The organism is Desulfofundulus salinus (genome assembly GCF_003627965.1).
Classification (GTDB): domain Bacteria; phylum Bacillota; class Desulfotomaculia; order Desulfotomaculales; family Desulfovirgulaceae; genus Desulfofundulus; species Desulfofundulus salinus.
In genome coordinates this window covers 1,707,815-1,721,442 of sequence record NZ_RBWE01000001.1, presented here as the reverse complement: position 1 = coordinate 1,721,442, position 13,628 = coordinate 1,707,815, and the positions used below count along the sequence as shown (strand labels likewise).

Here is a 13,628-nt window from a genome sequence, read left to right as displayed (position 1 = left end):
GCTGGGGATACTTCCGGGCGGTAATGCGCTCATTAAGGCCGGGAGGATTACAAAGGGGTGGTTGTAACGACCGTCCCCTGCCCATCATCGTAACGGTGATGGTCACCGAAATCGTTTCGCTGACCACCTGCCCTGGGCATCATCGTAACGATGGCCCCTTAGAAGGGTGTTGGCGTTACGACCATCCCCAAAAGAGGCCGTGTCGTATTTTGTCAGAAAAAAAGGCATTGACTGCCCTCTGGTAATTGTATAACCTGTTATTAGGAGGTGATCAGGTTACATGTATATAACGTGGTTTGCGGGCAGCCGTGGTAAGCGAAAGTATGCTTATTTCAAGCACTCTTACCGGGAGAACGGGAAGGTCAGGACGGCCACGACCTTCCTGGGCAAGACCCTGGAGGAAGCCGAACGGCGGCTGGAACAGGAGATGCTGAACGGATTCGGGCGCGGGTGGGTGCTAACGGCTGAGGAAAAGGCCCGGCTGATGCGGCAGTTACGGGAGCTGGCCCCGCCGGAGGCCCTGGAGCCAACACCGGACTGGAGGCGGGAAAGCGCGATCCGGGCGGTGCGGCGGCTGGTGGAGCGATACCATGCCAGGCCGGACATAGCCGGACCGCTCCAGAAGGCCCTGGAAGCCATCGAAGCGGGCGGGCAGGTACAATCACACTAACCGGGAAATATCCCGGCCCTGTAGCCAAAATAGGAAGGAGGGGACATTATGGCGAAGAGAAAGACGAAGAAACGGGCGAGCGGTGAAGGGCTTGTCAGGAAGCGGCCTGATGGACGTTGGGAGGCAAGGATTACTGTAGGAATAGACCCTGTTACCGGCAAACCGAAGTTTAAACACTTCTACGGCAAAACACAGGCCGAGGCTATTGAAAAGCGGGATGCATACCTGACCGCCGTAAGGACCGGCACTTACGTTGAACCGCAGAAAATCCTCTTCGGTGAGTGGGTCAATCGCTGGCTGGAGCTGTTTGTAAAGCCGAAGGTGCGGCAGAGTACATATGCCAAATACCAGATTAACACCAGGACGCACATCGTCCCTGCCCTGGGTCACATCGAGCTGCAGAAACTGGCCACGGAACACATCCAGGAGTTTTACAACGAGAAGGCCCAAACACACTCCAGCAGTGTCATTGCCATACTGCACCAGATAATCAACGGCAGCTTAAAACAGGCCGTCAAGCAGAGGGTCATTCTGAACAACCCTGCCGAGTATACGGAACGGCCACAGGTAAAGTACAGAGAGGTTGAACCGCTGACAGAGGAAGAAGTGACCAAATTCCTGGAGGCTGCCAGGGGTGACCGTCTGTATGCGGCCTTCCTGCTGGACCTGTTCACCGGCCTGCGGAGGGGTGAGCTGCTGGCCCTGCGCTGGAGTGATGTTGACTTCAAGGCCGGGACTATAACCGTTCGTGAATCCCTGTCCAGGGTGGAAATCGAACCGGGCAAAACGGAGCTGGTCTTTTCCGAGCCTAAGACAGAAAGCGGGAAGAGGACCATTCCCCTGCTCCCCGAGGTGGTCCAGGAGTTGAAGAGGCATAAGGCCCGGCAGAACGAAGAGAGGCTTTTCTTCGGGAGGGAATACGAGGACAACGACCTGGTTTTCTGTACCTCCACAGGAAAGCCCATTGACCCGAGAAACTTTTTGCGGAAGCTGAAAAGCATTCTGAAGAAAACTGGCCTGCGGGAAGAAATAAGGGTACACACCCTGCGGCATACATTCGGGAATGCTATTGCCCAGGCTGGAGAAAACCCCAGGAACCTGCAGGCGCTGATGGGACATGCCGACATCCGCACGACACTGGGAACCTACTGCCACAGTGGGTTGGACGACAAGCGCCGGGCGGTGGAAAAGCTGTCCTCCCTGTTGAATGTGGCCCCAAAAAGGCAATGACCACAACAGACCATCAATTCTCATTGTGGTCAAAATTGTGGTCAACTGCCTTTTGTGGTCAGCTTCCGAACCCCGGAAGCCTTGATTTTTCTGGTCGGAGCGACACGACTCGAACGTGCGACCTCTACCACCCCAAGGTAGCGCTCTAGCCAAACTGAGCTACGCCCCGACATTACCTGCTTGCATTATTAATTTTACTGTATCCTTAACCCAATGTCAAGGGGTTAGGTGTTGCTGGGCCAGAGTGGACGCGCTCTCTAAGAAAAACAAGAAGTCATTGAAACGGCAAAAAGCGATAGGTAAAATATTTCCCGGAATGCCGTGTTTGCAATGCCATCATGCTGTTTTTTTAATTATTTAAGGAGGTTTTTTCATGGCTACCGGTCCCTGTGGGCTGGCCTGCGATGCCTGTGGTCTGTACAACCGGGGCAAATGTGCGTCCTGCGGTCCCGGCAACAGCATTGAAGCCCGGGCCAAAATCAACTTTCAGGAACAGTTGGGTTTTCGCTGCCCCGTGCTGGCCTGCGCTATTACCCGGAACATCGATTACTGCTCCCGGGATTGTTCCGAGTTTCCCTGTTCCCGCTATGAGCGTGGTCCCTATCCGTTGAGCCTGAGTTTTTTGCAAATGTACAGGCGCCGATCCGGTCCCCAGCATTAAGAAACCCCTCGCCATGGAACATGGCAAGGGGTTTAAACCTGGTTTCCGGGCGCACTTTTTCGTTACTGCGCCGTATTTGGTCGCGTGGACGTGGGTTGTCGGCGAATGATGCTTTCCTAAAAGATTTTGATTGAACCTTTTCCGCTCAGCTAATGCTTAAATTCCCAGGGCGGCACGTTTTTTGTTAATGTGTTCCTCAATACCATTGGCTGCTTGCACCGGATCGTCTCCCAGGGCAACCTTCCCACCGGTAATGCCTTCCAGATCTTCGGTCAGCAGCTTGACCAGTTCGGGGCCCCCGGTTACCGGAGGAGTGGGTGAAAGATGGGTGTAAAGCCCAAAGGCCAGGGCAAAAAGCCCGTCAATGGTGGCCTTTTGCTCCAGGTACTGCGGCGCGGTTACGGCCACGGGCAAAGCACTGGTGTCCACCCCCAGGTGGTTGGCCACGGCGGTGACCAGCATGGAAATGCGCCCCGTATCGGTACAGGTACCGAAACTGAGCACCGGAGGGATATTTAAAGACCGGCAGATCTCCCGCAGGCCTTCCCCCGCCTGCTCTGCCGCTTCCAGGCTGGCCAAGCCAGCCACTTCCAGGGCGTGATTACCGCAACCGCCGCTGACTATCAGTATGTTGCGCCGGATCATTTCTCTCGCCAACCCCACGGTCATGTAGTCGTGGGGACCGGTGGAAATGGTGGTGCAGTTGACCAGGGCCACCACACCTTTAATTTTTCCGGCCTTAAGTACATCCACCAGGGGGTCCAGCCTGCCCCCCAGTGCTTTGAGTACCGCTTCGGTGGAAAATCCGGCAATGGCCTTTTGCACTTTCCGGGGCACCCTGGGTTTAATGCGGCCGTGACGTTTCTTAAAATTTTCAATGCCCAGGCGGATCAGTTCCCGGGCCTGACCGGCCACTTCCGTAGGCTTATAGTCCAGGTGTTTTTCCACCCCGGGCATGCGCACCAGGTCGGAAACGCATACCAGGGTGACACCGTATTTTTCGGCATAAGGGGCCAGCCAGGGGGGTGAGCAGTTTTCGTCCATGGCAAAGACGTCTACCGTACCGGTGGCCAACAGGGGTTCAATGGTCAGCCAGTTTCCCGTTAATCCCCGGAAGACTTCATCGATGGCAAACCGCTGGAGTACCTCCTGGCCGCTTTCGATGGAACCGGTCACCCGCACGCCCCTGGCGCCTGCCTCCCGGGCCTGGGCCTGGACCTGGGGGTCCCGGGCGGCCAGGATGGTGGCTACGCCAATCCAGGGTTCATGTCCGTTGAACACGATGTTCACGTACTCCGGGTCCATGATGCCCAGGTCCACTTCCACCTCATGGGGCATGGGGGTGCCAAAAAGGATGTCCTGCACCATTTCCAGGCCGATCTGGGCGCCGTATATACAGGCTATGCCCAGGCGCAGACCCTTTTTGGCCAAGGAAACAAAGTCCCCGTCCACATTGGTCAGGCAGCTGGCAGTGGCGTCTTTAATTTCATGCATCACTCCGGCAGGGTAAATGGCCAGTTCCCGCCATAATTTTTTCCGTGGTTCGGGGGCGAAAGCTTCCACCATGGTGCTGGGTTCATCGTAGTCGCGGTAAAGTTCGCTGTTCAGAAAATCGGCCAGGCGAATGGCCACCTGTTCGGGAGAACCGTTGGTATCTACCTTCACCTGCCCGGCGAAGCTGTACAGTTTATCTTTATCTGTGATGGTAAAAGGCGTTTTCCCCTGAGCCGTGGCCTTGAGGGTGCGGAAGGCTTCATAGGCGTGGTGAGTATAGGTGGCGGTACCCATCACGTTGCGCAAAAGCATGTCCCGCATGGCCATAGCGTTGCGGTCGATGCCGCATACGCCCAAAATGGCATCGGTTTTGTCGGAAATGCGGCAGGGCCCGTTGGTGCACAGCTGGCAGCTAACCCCCGCCAGGCAAAAGTTACAGCGGATTTTCTCCTGGGGGTCAAAGCGATCCCATACATTGGTTAAACCGTCCCGGTGTATATGCTCATACATTTCCTGGACCGAGTCGTGCACACTGACCCGGCCGCCTAGCTGGACCCTTTCCCTTTTGGCCATCTGTCTTCCTCCCGGAAACATTTTTTTTAGTAATGCCCGGAGAAGGAAGGTGTATACATGGTGGAGGTGCTTGTGAAAAGCAATACAGGAACCCCGGGGAAAAAGTAAAGTATTATCCCGGCAGTTCCTTCCAGCAGTAAACTGGCTATTAAGCGATACTCGGCGCCTGGTTCCAGGCTCTAAAAAACCCCTTTTAATAGCTCAGCAGCTAAAGAAAAATCAATGGAATAAGGCAATACTTCTTACTCCATTGTCGCCAATGCTTGTAACACTAACTTAGCTGTTCCCAAATTAGTCGCAATAGGTATGTTGTGGACGTCGCAAATTCTTATCAAGGCACTAATATCCGGTTCATGAGGTTGGGCGGTCAGCGGGTCCCTCAAAAAAATCACAAGGTCCACCTCACCTGCAGCGATCCTACTGCCAATCTGCTGGTCTCCTCCCAATGGCCCTGACATAAGACACTCGACAGCAAGTCCTGTTTTATCCTTAATCATCTTCCCGGTTGTACCGGTTGCTATCAGGCTGTGCCTGCTGAAAAGATCCTTGTTCTCTTTAATTAACTTAATCATTTCTTCTTTCTTCTTATCATGGGCAATAAGGGCAATCTCCATATTTTTGCCTCCTAAAAAAAATCTTATTAAAACGCCCAATCAGGGAAACTAAGAATAATCTCTACTCCGGTAAACATTTACCTTCGTGCCTTCCCGGTCAGGCCAATGATGTCCAAAACTTCATTTAGACCCCCTAGCAAAAAATCGGGTTGATAAGCCAGTAGTTCCTCACTGGTAGATACCCCCCACGTTATGCCGCCTGTTTTAACACCGGCGGCTTTTCCGGCCCTAATATCATAAGGGCTGTCACCTATCAAAAGGACTTGCCCGGGATCAATCTGCAAAAATCTTAATGCTTTTATTACGGGCTCAGGATGTGGTTTATGAAGCCGACAATCGTCTGAACTAACTATTACATCCAAAAACTGCTCCAGTCCAAACAGATTTAACGCCTTGTCGGTATTGGTTCGGTTTTTGGACGTAACAACTCCCAGTTTGAGACCATTGTCCTTTATATGGTCTAAAACTTCCCATACCCCGGGATATACCTTGATAAGCCGGTCATGGAGCCGGTCATAGGTTTCTAAGTAATAACTTATGGCTTCTTCAACCCTGTCTGGAGCAAAAATGGTACAGATATCCTTCAAGGGAAGTCCCAGGTGCTTCATAATTTTTTGAACAGGTACGTCCAGGCCAGTTTTTTTGTGAAAGGTGAAACGGTAGCATTCTTCAATTAGCTGTAGGGTATCTATCAATGTCCCGTCCAGATCAAAAAGAATTCCTTTAAACATTTATTCACCGGCCTTAAAAGTAAGTTAAACAACCCAAAAAGCTGAAGCGTAATAATCACGCTTCAGCTTCTTAAAAATCTCATATTGTTTTAATGCAAAATTTAAAGCTTTTAAAATACCACCTTTGTCAACAGCCTGGAAGCCTGAAACCACGCTTCTATGCTACGGTAGCCTTTTTAAATGTACTTTATCTTTAACTTCTTTGTTTACCAGGTTTCTGGGATAATAACCTTGCAACACTTCTACCACTCCCTGGGCCGCCTTTGTCCGCAGCTCTATTTCAGCTTGCTCGGAGTACCATGCAACATGGGGGTTGATAATGACATTATCCATGGTCAGCAGAGGATTATCCCGGGGAGCAGGCTCTTCTTCCAAGACATCCAGCCCTGCTCCGGCAATGCGCCCCTCTTGCAAAGCTTTAATGAGGGCCTTTTCATCGATAACAGGACCTCTTGAGGTATTAATAATGAATGCGCTGGGCTTCATCAACCCCAATTCTTTTTCACCAATCAGGTGATAAGTTTCCGGGGTTAACGGAGCATGCACAGAAACAAAGTCAGATTTAGCCAGCAGCTCCTCCAACTCAACCAAAGTAGCTCCGTAAGGTTCTACGTCTGCCTGGGTAAGATAGGGATCATATACCAGCAGATGAAAACCAAAAGGTTTTGCTTTTTCCGCCAGGGTGCGGGGTATACGGCCAAATCCGACAATTCCCAGGGTTTGACCCCGAAGGCGTGAAATAGGCCTGCTTATTTTGTAATCCCATGTCCCTGCTTTCACGCTGTTATTTAACAGAACTACTTTCCGGGCACAGGCCAGCAGCAGGGCAAGAGCGTGATCGGAAACTTCGTCCATGCAATAATCTGGCACATTGACCACACAAATCCCCTTTTCCGTCGCCGCCGCAAGGTCAATAGTATTTACTCCTACCCCGTAACGGGCAATTACTTTACAGTTATCCAGCGCCTCAATGACGCGCCTTGTAATTTGAGCATACTGGTTTAACAGGCCGTGGGCATCTTTACAGGCGGCAATTAATTCTTCTTCGGTCCGGCACTGGGCAGGGACCAGGGTAATACCAGCCCGTGCCAGGACCTCCTCTTCATACTTAAGGTTTCCATACTCGTAATCGGTTACCACAACCTTGAATTGACTCATCTTCTCCACCTCTTTCGGAAATTTTTAGGGTTGAAGAACTTTCAAGACTAATTCGGCCGCCTTGAGATCCATTTTCTGGGCAGCTTCTTTCGTGTAGGTACCAACGTGAGGGGTGAGAATAACATTATCCAGTTTTTGAAGCCGGCTATCGCGGAGAGGTTCTTGCTTGAACACGTCCAAAGCTGCTCCGGCTATCCGCCCCTCCTCTAAAAAGCGATATAATGCCTCTTCGTCAATCACCGCACCCCTGGCTGTATTAATGAGAAAGGCCGCAGGCTTCATCAGGGCTAATTCTCGTTCTCCAATCAGACCCGTGGTTTCCTTACTTAAAGGTACATGGAGGGTTACAAAATCGCTCTCTTGCAACAGTTGGTCCAACCGCATAAAGGTTACCCCAAGTCGTTCTTCGAGATCAAACCGCCTGGTACGGCTGTAATAGATAACCCTCATCTTAAATGCTTTGGCCCTTTCGGCCACTGCCTGGCCGATTCGTCCCAATCCCACGAGACCCAGAATCTTTCCAGCCAGTTCAATACCTGGCAGCTTCCACCACCGGTTATTTTTAAGGGCTTTATCCAGTACTGTCAATTGTCGGGCCAAAGCAAGGATGAGCCCCATTGTTAATTCGGCTACCGAATCCTCAACAGTTCCCGGGGTATTAAATACCTGCACACCCTTTCGCCGGGCTATTGCCAGATCAATATTGTCCAGCCCGGTACCTCTTCTAACAATTACCTTCAACCGATCCGCTCGTTCCAGAACCCGAGCACTTATGGGTTCGGTACCGACAATTACCCCGTCTATCCCCTGGATCAGCCCTACCATTTCATCCTCGGTCGGGGTGCGGCCGAATGGGTTATGCACAACTTTAACCTTTGCCCTGGCCAGGAGCTCAAGAGCATCTCCGGACAGCCTGCCAAAAGAAGCTGAGGAAATAAGAACTGTAGGTTTCACTTATCGTTCCGACCTCGCTAGCCGGACCGTTTCTACGAACTGGCGGGCTTTTTTAGTAATCGACTCCCAGTTTCCTTCCACAACATCCTTTCGAGAGATCAGGGAACCGCCCACCCCGATGGCTATACAGCCGGCCCGGATGAAATCGGCGGCGTTATGCAGGTCGACGCCCCCTGTGGGTATTAGTGGAATGTGCCCCAGAGGTCCGCGTACATCCTTGATATATTGAGGCCCTAAAACACCGGCAGGGAAAACCTTGATCACGTCTCCTCCCAGTTCGTAGGCTTTTACAATTTCGGTAGGAGTCATCGCCCCGGGGATTATAATTTTTCCGTAGCGCTTACAGGTGGTAATGACGTCCGGGTGGAGGCTGGGGGAGACAATAAACTCCGCTCCGGCCAGAATGGCCAGCCTGGCAGTTTCTCCATCCAGGACGGTTCCGGCTCCAACCCACACCTCATCTCCCAGCCCGGAGGTAAGTTGCTTGATCATCTCCATCGCCCCGGGAGCATCCACGGTAATCTCAATGGCAGTGACACCACCGGCTTTTAAAGCCCGTGCTATGTTAAGGATACTTTCGGCTTTGGCTCCCCGGACTACCGCCACGACACCACTGGCTCTAAGTTTCTCCAATCCTTTCATTAACGATCAACCCCCTCCTTTTTTCCTTGAAAGACAGCAACCTCTTCCATGGTGGGCAACCCTTCCACATCACCGGTCACGGTAGTGGCCAGCGCGCCCACAGCGTTGGCCAGCTTCACTGATTCTTCAATACTATAACCCTTGAGCAAACCGGCGATAAAGCCGGCGGCAAATCCATCCCCGGCTCCGATGGGGTCAACCACTCTTTCAATTGGATAACCAGGTACAAATTTGCTCTCTGAGCCTGAAGCAAAATAAGCACCTTCTTTTCCCAACTTAACCACAACCGTTTCTATTCCCTGGTCCAGAAATTTAGCGGCAATTTTCTCCGGTTCCCTTTCCCCGACCAGAATGGCTCCTTCACTGAGACCGGGCAGAATAATATCAGCCTGGGTGGCTAACTCCATAATGACCTCTCTGGCGCGTTCCTTGCTCCACAGCTTCAGCCGGATGTTGGGATCCAGGGAGACTTTTACCCCCCGGCTTTTGGCAATTTTGATTGCCTCTTTGACAGTACGGTAGCATGATTCACTCAGTGCCGGCGTGATTCCGGTAACATGCAAAAACTTAGCTGACCCAATATAGTCAGGATCAAGATCTTCCGGGGAAAGCCGGCTCGCAGCAGAGCCCCGGCGATAATAGTACACTTTACTTTCGCCGTACTCCCGCCGTTCCTTGAAGTACAATCCGGTAGGGGCATCGGGATCAAACTTAACCTGAGACGTATCAACCCCTTCTCCCCGAATGAAAGCTACTATATACTTGCCAAATTCATCATTACCCACTCGGCTGATCCAGCCGGCACCATGTCCGAGCCGGACAACACCAATGGCAAAGTTGGATTCGGCGCCACCAATCTGTTTGGTAAAGCGAGTAACATATTTTAAAGGTCCGGAACTATCCGGGTTCATCAGAACCATGGTTTCTCCCAGTGTAACTACTTCCGGCATCTTAGTCCTCTCCCTTAAAAACGAATTGTAAAGTCAGTAGTCATTGGACGTTTTTTTGTCTTACCTCGGTGATTATTTTTAAATATTGCCTTGCTTTAGCGGTAATTTCCCGGTAGCTACCCCTTCGTGCTACCTCTCTGTTTACCAGATCGCTGCCAATGCCTAGAGCCGTTGCCCCAGCCTGCAGAAAGTCACCGGCATTAGCAATATTTACACCACCCACTGCCATCAGCTGTGTTTGAGCAAGGGGACCTAAAACGTCAGTAAAATATTTCGCCCCGAGAGCCGCTGCCGGAAATACCTTCACCATCTTTACGCCCCATTGGAGGGCCTGGGCAATTTCAGTGGGAGTCATTATTCCCGGTATCACTGCCTTACCGTAGAGATTTCCTAATTCTACTACCTCTCTGGAAAGGTGCGGTGAGATGAGAAATTGAGCCCCTGCTAAAATAGCCAGCCTGGCTGTTTCCCGGTCCAGTACCGTACCGGCTCCTACTGATAATTCGTTACCAAATTTGTTCCTTAGTTCACCGATCATTTCCAGGGCTCCCGGAGTGTTGCAGGTTACCTCTATTACCTTAACACCTCCTTCCCGAAGAGCATCAACTACCGGTAACAATTCTTCCTTTTTCGTTCCCCGAATAATAACAACGAGACCGGTATCTGTTATCAGATCCAAACTCATTAAATTCACCTCGGTTTTTCTTTGCTCTGGGGCCAAAGCGCCTGGTTGTTTCATATTATGGTATCTTGTTTCATATTACTTTTAAAAGAAAAGGCCCATTAATTAACTATTATACCACAATATGACACCATGTCTCCCTACATAATTAAGGACAATAGCCGAGACGGCGAGAGATCTTCAATCCGGTTTCCTTAACTTTAACCGCCAGTTCAGGTACTCTTTCCCGGGTTAAACGATATGCCGGTCCTGAAACACTTATAGACGCTATGACCTGCCCTGTATGATCCCAAACAGGCGCGGCAACACAACGGATACCAGGTTCGTGCTCAATTTCATCTACGGCATAACCTAAATGCCTGATTTCTTTTAAATGTTTAAGCATCTCCTGGATGTCAGTAATAGTGTTGGGCGTTTTTTGCGGCATGCCTTTTGTTTTCAAAATACTTATGATCTCGTCTTCAGGCAGAAAGGCTAGAATAGCTTTTCCTACTCCTGTACAATGAACGGGTGCGCGCCGGCCAATTTGCGAATACATTCGAATTGTACTTGGGCACTCAACTTTATCAATGTAGACCACTTCACCTTCCCGCAAAACACACAGGTGTACCACTTCATTGGCAAATTTCATTAATTCTTCCAGATAAGGCCGGGCCTCTCCGCGCAATTCCATGTTGGTCAAAATTTTGTTGCTTAACTCAACAATTTTTAAACCCAATTTATACTTTTCCGTTTCCTGATCTTTCTCAACATAACCTCTCTGTGCCAGTGTATTAAGAAGGCGGTGGACAGTGCTTTTATGGAGATCAACTTCATGTGCCAATTCGGTAACACCCAGGCCTTTTGGGTTGTTGCCCAAAACTTCGAGAATTTTTAAAGCCCGGCCCAGCGATTGTACATTTTGCCCGTTACGCGTGGACATCCTTATCACCCTATTAACTAACAAGTTCTAAGCAAACCGGCTTCGTCTAGCATGATTTTCAGTTTTGTCAGGACAGTTTCGTCGGGACGACCCGCAGGTTGCCTGACAGTGGTCCCTACCGGTACACCACAGAGCCTGCAGGCTTCTTTCAATACACCAATGGCAGGTTTGTCGAGGGTATAAATCCGGGGAAGCTTTAATAGCTGGCGGTGCCAATTGATACTTTCCTGCAGGTTTCCTCTTACAAAGTTATTGTAAATATTGACGGTCACCTGAGGAGCGAAATTGGCAGTGCCGGGAATAGCCCCATCACCGCCCATGGCGAGAGTGTTGAGCAGATGGTCATCATAACCGGCCAGTACGCTGAAATCAGGCCTGACTGCTTTCACTTGCAAAATCAGTTCCCGGATATGGGCAATGCTGTCAACGGTGTCTTTGATCCCCACAATGTTGGAAAAGTCTTTAGCCAAACGGGCTACCAGCGCAGGGGAAAGGCTTTGGCCGGTATTGTCGGGAAAGTGATAGAGAATGATTGGAATATCCACTGTCTCGGCCACAGTAGCGTAGTGAAGATAAAGGTTTTCTTCAGATAAGCCCCAGTAGTACGGAGTGACGATGACTGCACCATCGGCACCAATTTCCGTGGCATGTTGGGTAAGTTCCACTACTTCGCGGGTGTTGCAACTGGAAGTACCCACAACAACAGGTACGCGGCCAGCTATATAATTCACGGCAAACTCGGCAAATTCCTTTCTTTCATCCACGCTCAGGTGAGAAAATTCTCCGCTGCTGCCCAGCACAAAGATGCCGTGGACTCCACCCCTGAGCAGGTGTTCAATCAAGGCTTTGTTGCCTTCCCAGTCAAAGGAACCATCTTCCTTAAAGATTGTCAACATGGGCGGAATAACTCCCCGGAATTTAGCTACAGTCACTGATAGACCCCCCTGGGTTGAAATCAACGAATAAAGAATAAACTCGTGCCAGAATTAGTCATAAGCTATCCTGGTGCTACCATGGAGCTGACCCCAAACCCGGTAATGTAATGAAAACCCTAAATTTTTGTAAGCAGGTTACCAAACCTATCAAACTTAAACGGTTCAGGTTTACTTAGAATTTCTATTTGCGGGTTAGCCATAGCCTCAGGCAAAAGGCCTTCAGAGATATAAATCTCATCTACATGAAGGGTATTTTTAATCCTCACAATCCGGATCCGTTCGGGCTGTAAACAATATGAAGTTTTTATAGCACACCTGATGGCATAGTTATCGTTACGCATCACCATTGGAATACGCACAGTGGGCGGGAAGGCAGCGGTTATAGCATTAATATATGTTTTTGCCATATTAAAATTGTTAAATACCCGTTCAGTGGTAATATCTGCCGCACCCAGGCCATTGGCGTTTCCCTCGGTTTTTTCAGTAAGACCCAAAACGACGATACGCTCAACCTCTAATTCTCCATGGGCAAATTTGGTAGAAAATCGCCCGGTTACATTTGGATCCATACCGTCCCCGCTGATGTCCTTACCGATCTCATCAACAATCAGAACGTCCAAGGGATTGAGCAGTATTTTGGGTATTAAACTTTTGGCTTTTTCTAACAACCGGGGTTCATTCTCCAATATTTCTGGAACAGGAATGGCGTAAATTTCTGCAGTCTGATCATAAGCATTTTCCAGGATAGCCAATCCAAATAGTACGTTAACCTTTTCAAACACAACCTTGCTCATGGCGATCAAATGCCGGTCGAAACGATTCATACTCAACTGGTGGCAGGATTCTGCGCCCTTCTGTTTTCCTAGTCCAATAACACTCATTTTGATAATACCGCTTTCAATAACCCCCCGAAAGGCGGTATGGGGCTTAATCCTGTTAATGATAATCACCCCGTCGGCAGTGAGCGCATACTTATCAACATAGACCGGCATCCCGCTTGCTTCCCCAATTTTTTCAACTTCCATTGAAGACAGAATTGGAACCCCCATCGTCTGTTCGGTAATGCCAAATTCTGCCAGGACTTGTTTTTGTCCCTCCGCAGTAGCCCCACCATGACTACCCATTGCTGGTATGATAAAAGGCTCTATAAATCGGCTCTTGAGAAAATCAATGGTTGTTTTAACGATTTTAGAAATGTTTGTAATACCACGACTCCCCACCGCCACTGCGACTTTCATTCCCGGCGTGAGCAGACGTTTTATCTTCTCTCGATTTAATTCGGTCAAAACAGCTTCCTCGACATTATCCAGTACAGGCGCTGGTAAGTTCTGCCTCGCTTTGGCAAATTTCGGTATCCTAACTTCGTCCAGAATTCGCTCTATCATAGAGAAATCACCAAGTACCGGCATTAT

At 50.1% G+C, this 13,628-nt stretch carries 14 protein-coding genes and 1 tRNA gene; 3 read left to right on the top strand and 12 right to left on the bottom strand.

The genetic code is table 11. The annotated features are described in order from the left end of the window. The first annotated feature begins 280 nt into the window (after nt 1-280). Complete coding sequence (locus D7024_RS08775) at nt 281-670, top strand: hypothetical protein (RefSeq protein WP_121451453.1); 390 nt, start codon at nt 281-283, stop codon at nt 668-670. A gap of 48 nt (nt 671-718) precedes the next feature. Beyond that, nucleotides 719-1,900, top strand: a complete 1,182-nt coding sequence (locus D7024_RS08770) for a tyrosine-type recombinase/integrase (RefSeq protein ID WP_121451452.1) — start codon at nt 719-721, stop codon at nt 1,898-1,900. 91 nt (nt 1,901-1,991) lie between these two features. On the opposite strand, the gene D7024_RS08765 is transcribed toward D7024_RS08770, so the two are convergent. Beyond that, nucleotides 1,992-2,069, bottom strand: a tRNA-Pro gene (locus tag D7024_RS08765). Nucleotides 2,070-2,273: 204 nt separating this feature from the next. Here D7024_RS08765 and D7024_RS08760 point away from each other — a divergent pair. Continuing rightward, nucleotides 2,274-2,561 carry a DUF3795 domain-containing protein gene (locus D7024_RS08760; protein WP_121451451.1) on the top strand — a complete coding sequence of 96 codons (288 nt, stop codon included), beginning with the start codon at nt 2,274-2,276 and terminating at the stop codon, nt 2,559-2,561. Nucleotides 2,562-2,717: 156 nt separating this feature from the next. On the opposite strand, the gene cooS is transcribed toward D7024_RS08760, so the two are convergent. The 11 genes from cooS to D7024_RS08705 all read right to left on the bottom strand — a co-directional run bounded on the left by cooS (nt 2,718) and on the right by D7024_RS08705 (nt 13,625). After that, nucleotides 2,718-4,628, bottom strand: coding sequence for an anaerobic carbon-monoxide dehydrogenase catalytic subunit (gene cooS, locus D7024_RS08755; protein WP_121451450.1), 1,911 nt, complete (start codon nt 4,626-4,628; stop codon nt 2,718-2,720). Nucleotides 4,629-4,870: 242 nt separating this feature from the next. Further along, nucleotides 4,871-5,242, bottom strand: a complete 372-nt coding sequence (gene mgsA, locus D7024_RS08750) for a methylglyoxal synthase (RefSeq protein WP_121451449.1) — start codon at nt 5,240-5,242, stop codon at nt 4,871-4,873. Between the two features lie 77 nt (nt 5,243-5,319). Further along, nucleotides 5,320-5,973 (bottom strand): HAD-IA family hydrolase, encoded by a 654-nt coding sequence (locus D7024_RS08745; protein WP_121451448.1) that lies wholly within the window; start codon nt 5,971-5,973, stop codon nt 5,320-5,322. Between the two features lie 162 nt (nt 5,974-6,135). Beyond that, nucleotides 6,136-7,131 carry a C-terminal binding protein gene (locus D7024_RS08740; protein ID WP_121451447.1) on the bottom strand — a complete coding sequence of 332 codons (996 nt, stop codon included), beginning with the start codon at nt 7,129-7,131 and terminating at the stop codon, nt 6,136-6,138. Nucleotides 7,132-7,155: 24 nt separating this feature from the next. Then, entirely contained in the window at nt 7,156-8,085 is a 930-nt protein-coding gene (locus tag D7024_RS08735; protein ID WP_121451446.1) for a phosphoglycerate dehydrogenase, read from the bottom strand. Next, nucleotides 8,086-8,727, bottom strand: a complete 642-nt coding sequence (locus tag D7024_RS08730) for a bifunctional 4-hydroxy-2-oxoglutarate aldolase/2-dehydro-3-deoxy-phosphogluconate aldolase (protein WP_121451445.1) — start codon at nt 8,725-8,727, stop codon at nt 8,086-8,088. Continuing rightward, nucleotides 8,727-9,677: a sugar kinase gene (locus D7024_RS08725; protein ID WP_121451444.1), complete on the bottom strand. Its 951-nt coding sequence runs from the start codon at nt 9,675-9,677 to the stop codon at nt 8,727-8,729. Before D7024_RS08725 ends, D7024_RS08730 begins: the two co-directional genes overlap by 1 nt. A 40-nt stretch (nt 9,678-9,717) precedes the next feature. Then, entirely contained in the window at nt 9,718-10,362 is a 645-nt protein-coding gene (locus D7024_RS08720; protein ID WP_121451443.1) for a bifunctional 4-hydroxy-2-oxoglutarate aldolase/2-dehydro-3-deoxy-phosphogluconate aldolase, read from the bottom strand. Between the two features lie 145 nt (nt 10,363-10,507). Further along, on the bottom strand, nt 10,508-11,281 hold the full coding sequence (locus D7024_RS08715) for an IclR family transcriptional regulator (protein WP_121451442.1): 774 nt from the start codon (nt 11,279-11,281) through the stop codon (nt 10,508-10,510). 17 nt (nt 11,282-11,298) lie between these two features. Beyond that, nucleotides 11,299-12,213 (bottom strand): dihydrodipicolinate synthase family protein, encoded by a 915-nt coding sequence (locus tag D7024_RS08710; protein ID WP_207666913.1) that lies wholly within the window; start codon nt 12,211-12,213, stop codon nt 11,299-11,301. A 119-nt stretch (nt 12,214-12,332) separates the two neighbouring features. After that, the gene (locus D7024_RS08705) at nt 12,333-13,625 is read right to left on the bottom strand and encodes a nickel pincer cofactor-dependent isomerase, group 22 (RefSeq protein WP_121451441.1); all 1,293 of its coding nucleotides are present in this window, start codon (nt 13,623-13,625) and stop codon (nt 12,333-12,335) included. Nucleotides 13,626-13,628: the final 3 nt, after the last annotated feature.

What these genes read in the sequence shown, in the direction of transcription:
- D7024_RS08775 (WP_121451453.1), top strand. Translation starts at nt 281, where the DNA reads ATGTATATAACGTGGTTTGCGGGCAGCCGTGGTAAGCGAAAGTATGCT.
- D7024_RS08770 (WP_121451452.1), top strand. Translation starts at nt 719, where the DNA reads ATGGCGAAGAGAAAGACGAAGAAACGGGCGAGCGGTGAAGGGCTTGTC.
- D7024_RS08760 (WP_121451451.1), top strand. Translation starts at nt 2,274, where the DNA reads ATGGCTACCGGTCCCTGTGGGCTGGCCTGCGATGCCTGTGGTCTGTAC.
- cooS (WP_121451450.1), bottom strand. Translation starts at nt 4,628, where the DNA reads ATGGCCAAAAGGGAAAGGGTCCAGCTAGGCGGCCGGGTCAGTGTGCAC.
- mgsA (WP_121451449.1), bottom strand. Translation starts at nt 5,242, where the DNA reads ATGGAGATTGCCCTTATTGCCCATGATAAGAAGAAAGAAGAAATGATT.
- D7024_RS08745 (WP_121451448.1), bottom strand. Translation starts at nt 5,973, where the DNA reads ATGTTTAAAGGAATTCTTTTTGATCTGGACGGGACATTGATAGATACC.
- D7024_RS08740 (WP_121451447.1), bottom strand. Translation starts at nt 7,131, where the DNA reads ATGAGTCAATTCAAGGTTGTGGTAACCGATTACGAGTATGGAAACCTT.
- D7024_RS08730 (WP_121451445.1), bottom strand. Translation starts at nt 8,727, where the DNA reads ATGAAAGGATTGGAGAAACTTAGAGCCAGTGGTGTCGTGGCGGTAGTC.
- D7024_RS08725 (WP_121451444.1), bottom strand. Translation starts at nt 9,677, where the DNA reads ATGCCGGAAGTAGTTACACTGGGAGAAACCATGGTTCTGATGAACCCG.
- D7024_RS08720 (WP_121451443.1), bottom strand. Translation starts at nt 10,362, where the DNA reads ATGAGTTTGGATCTGATAACAGATACCGGTCTCGTTGTTATTATTCGG.
- D7024_RS08715 (WP_121451442.1), bottom strand. Translation starts at nt 11,281, where the DNA reads ATGTCCACGCGTAACGGGCAAAATGTACAATCGCTGGGCCGGGCTTTA.
- D7024_RS08705 (WP_121451441.1), bottom strand. Translation starts at nt 13,625, where the DNA reads ATGCCGGTACTTGGTGATTTCTCTATGATAGAGCGAATTCTGGACGAA.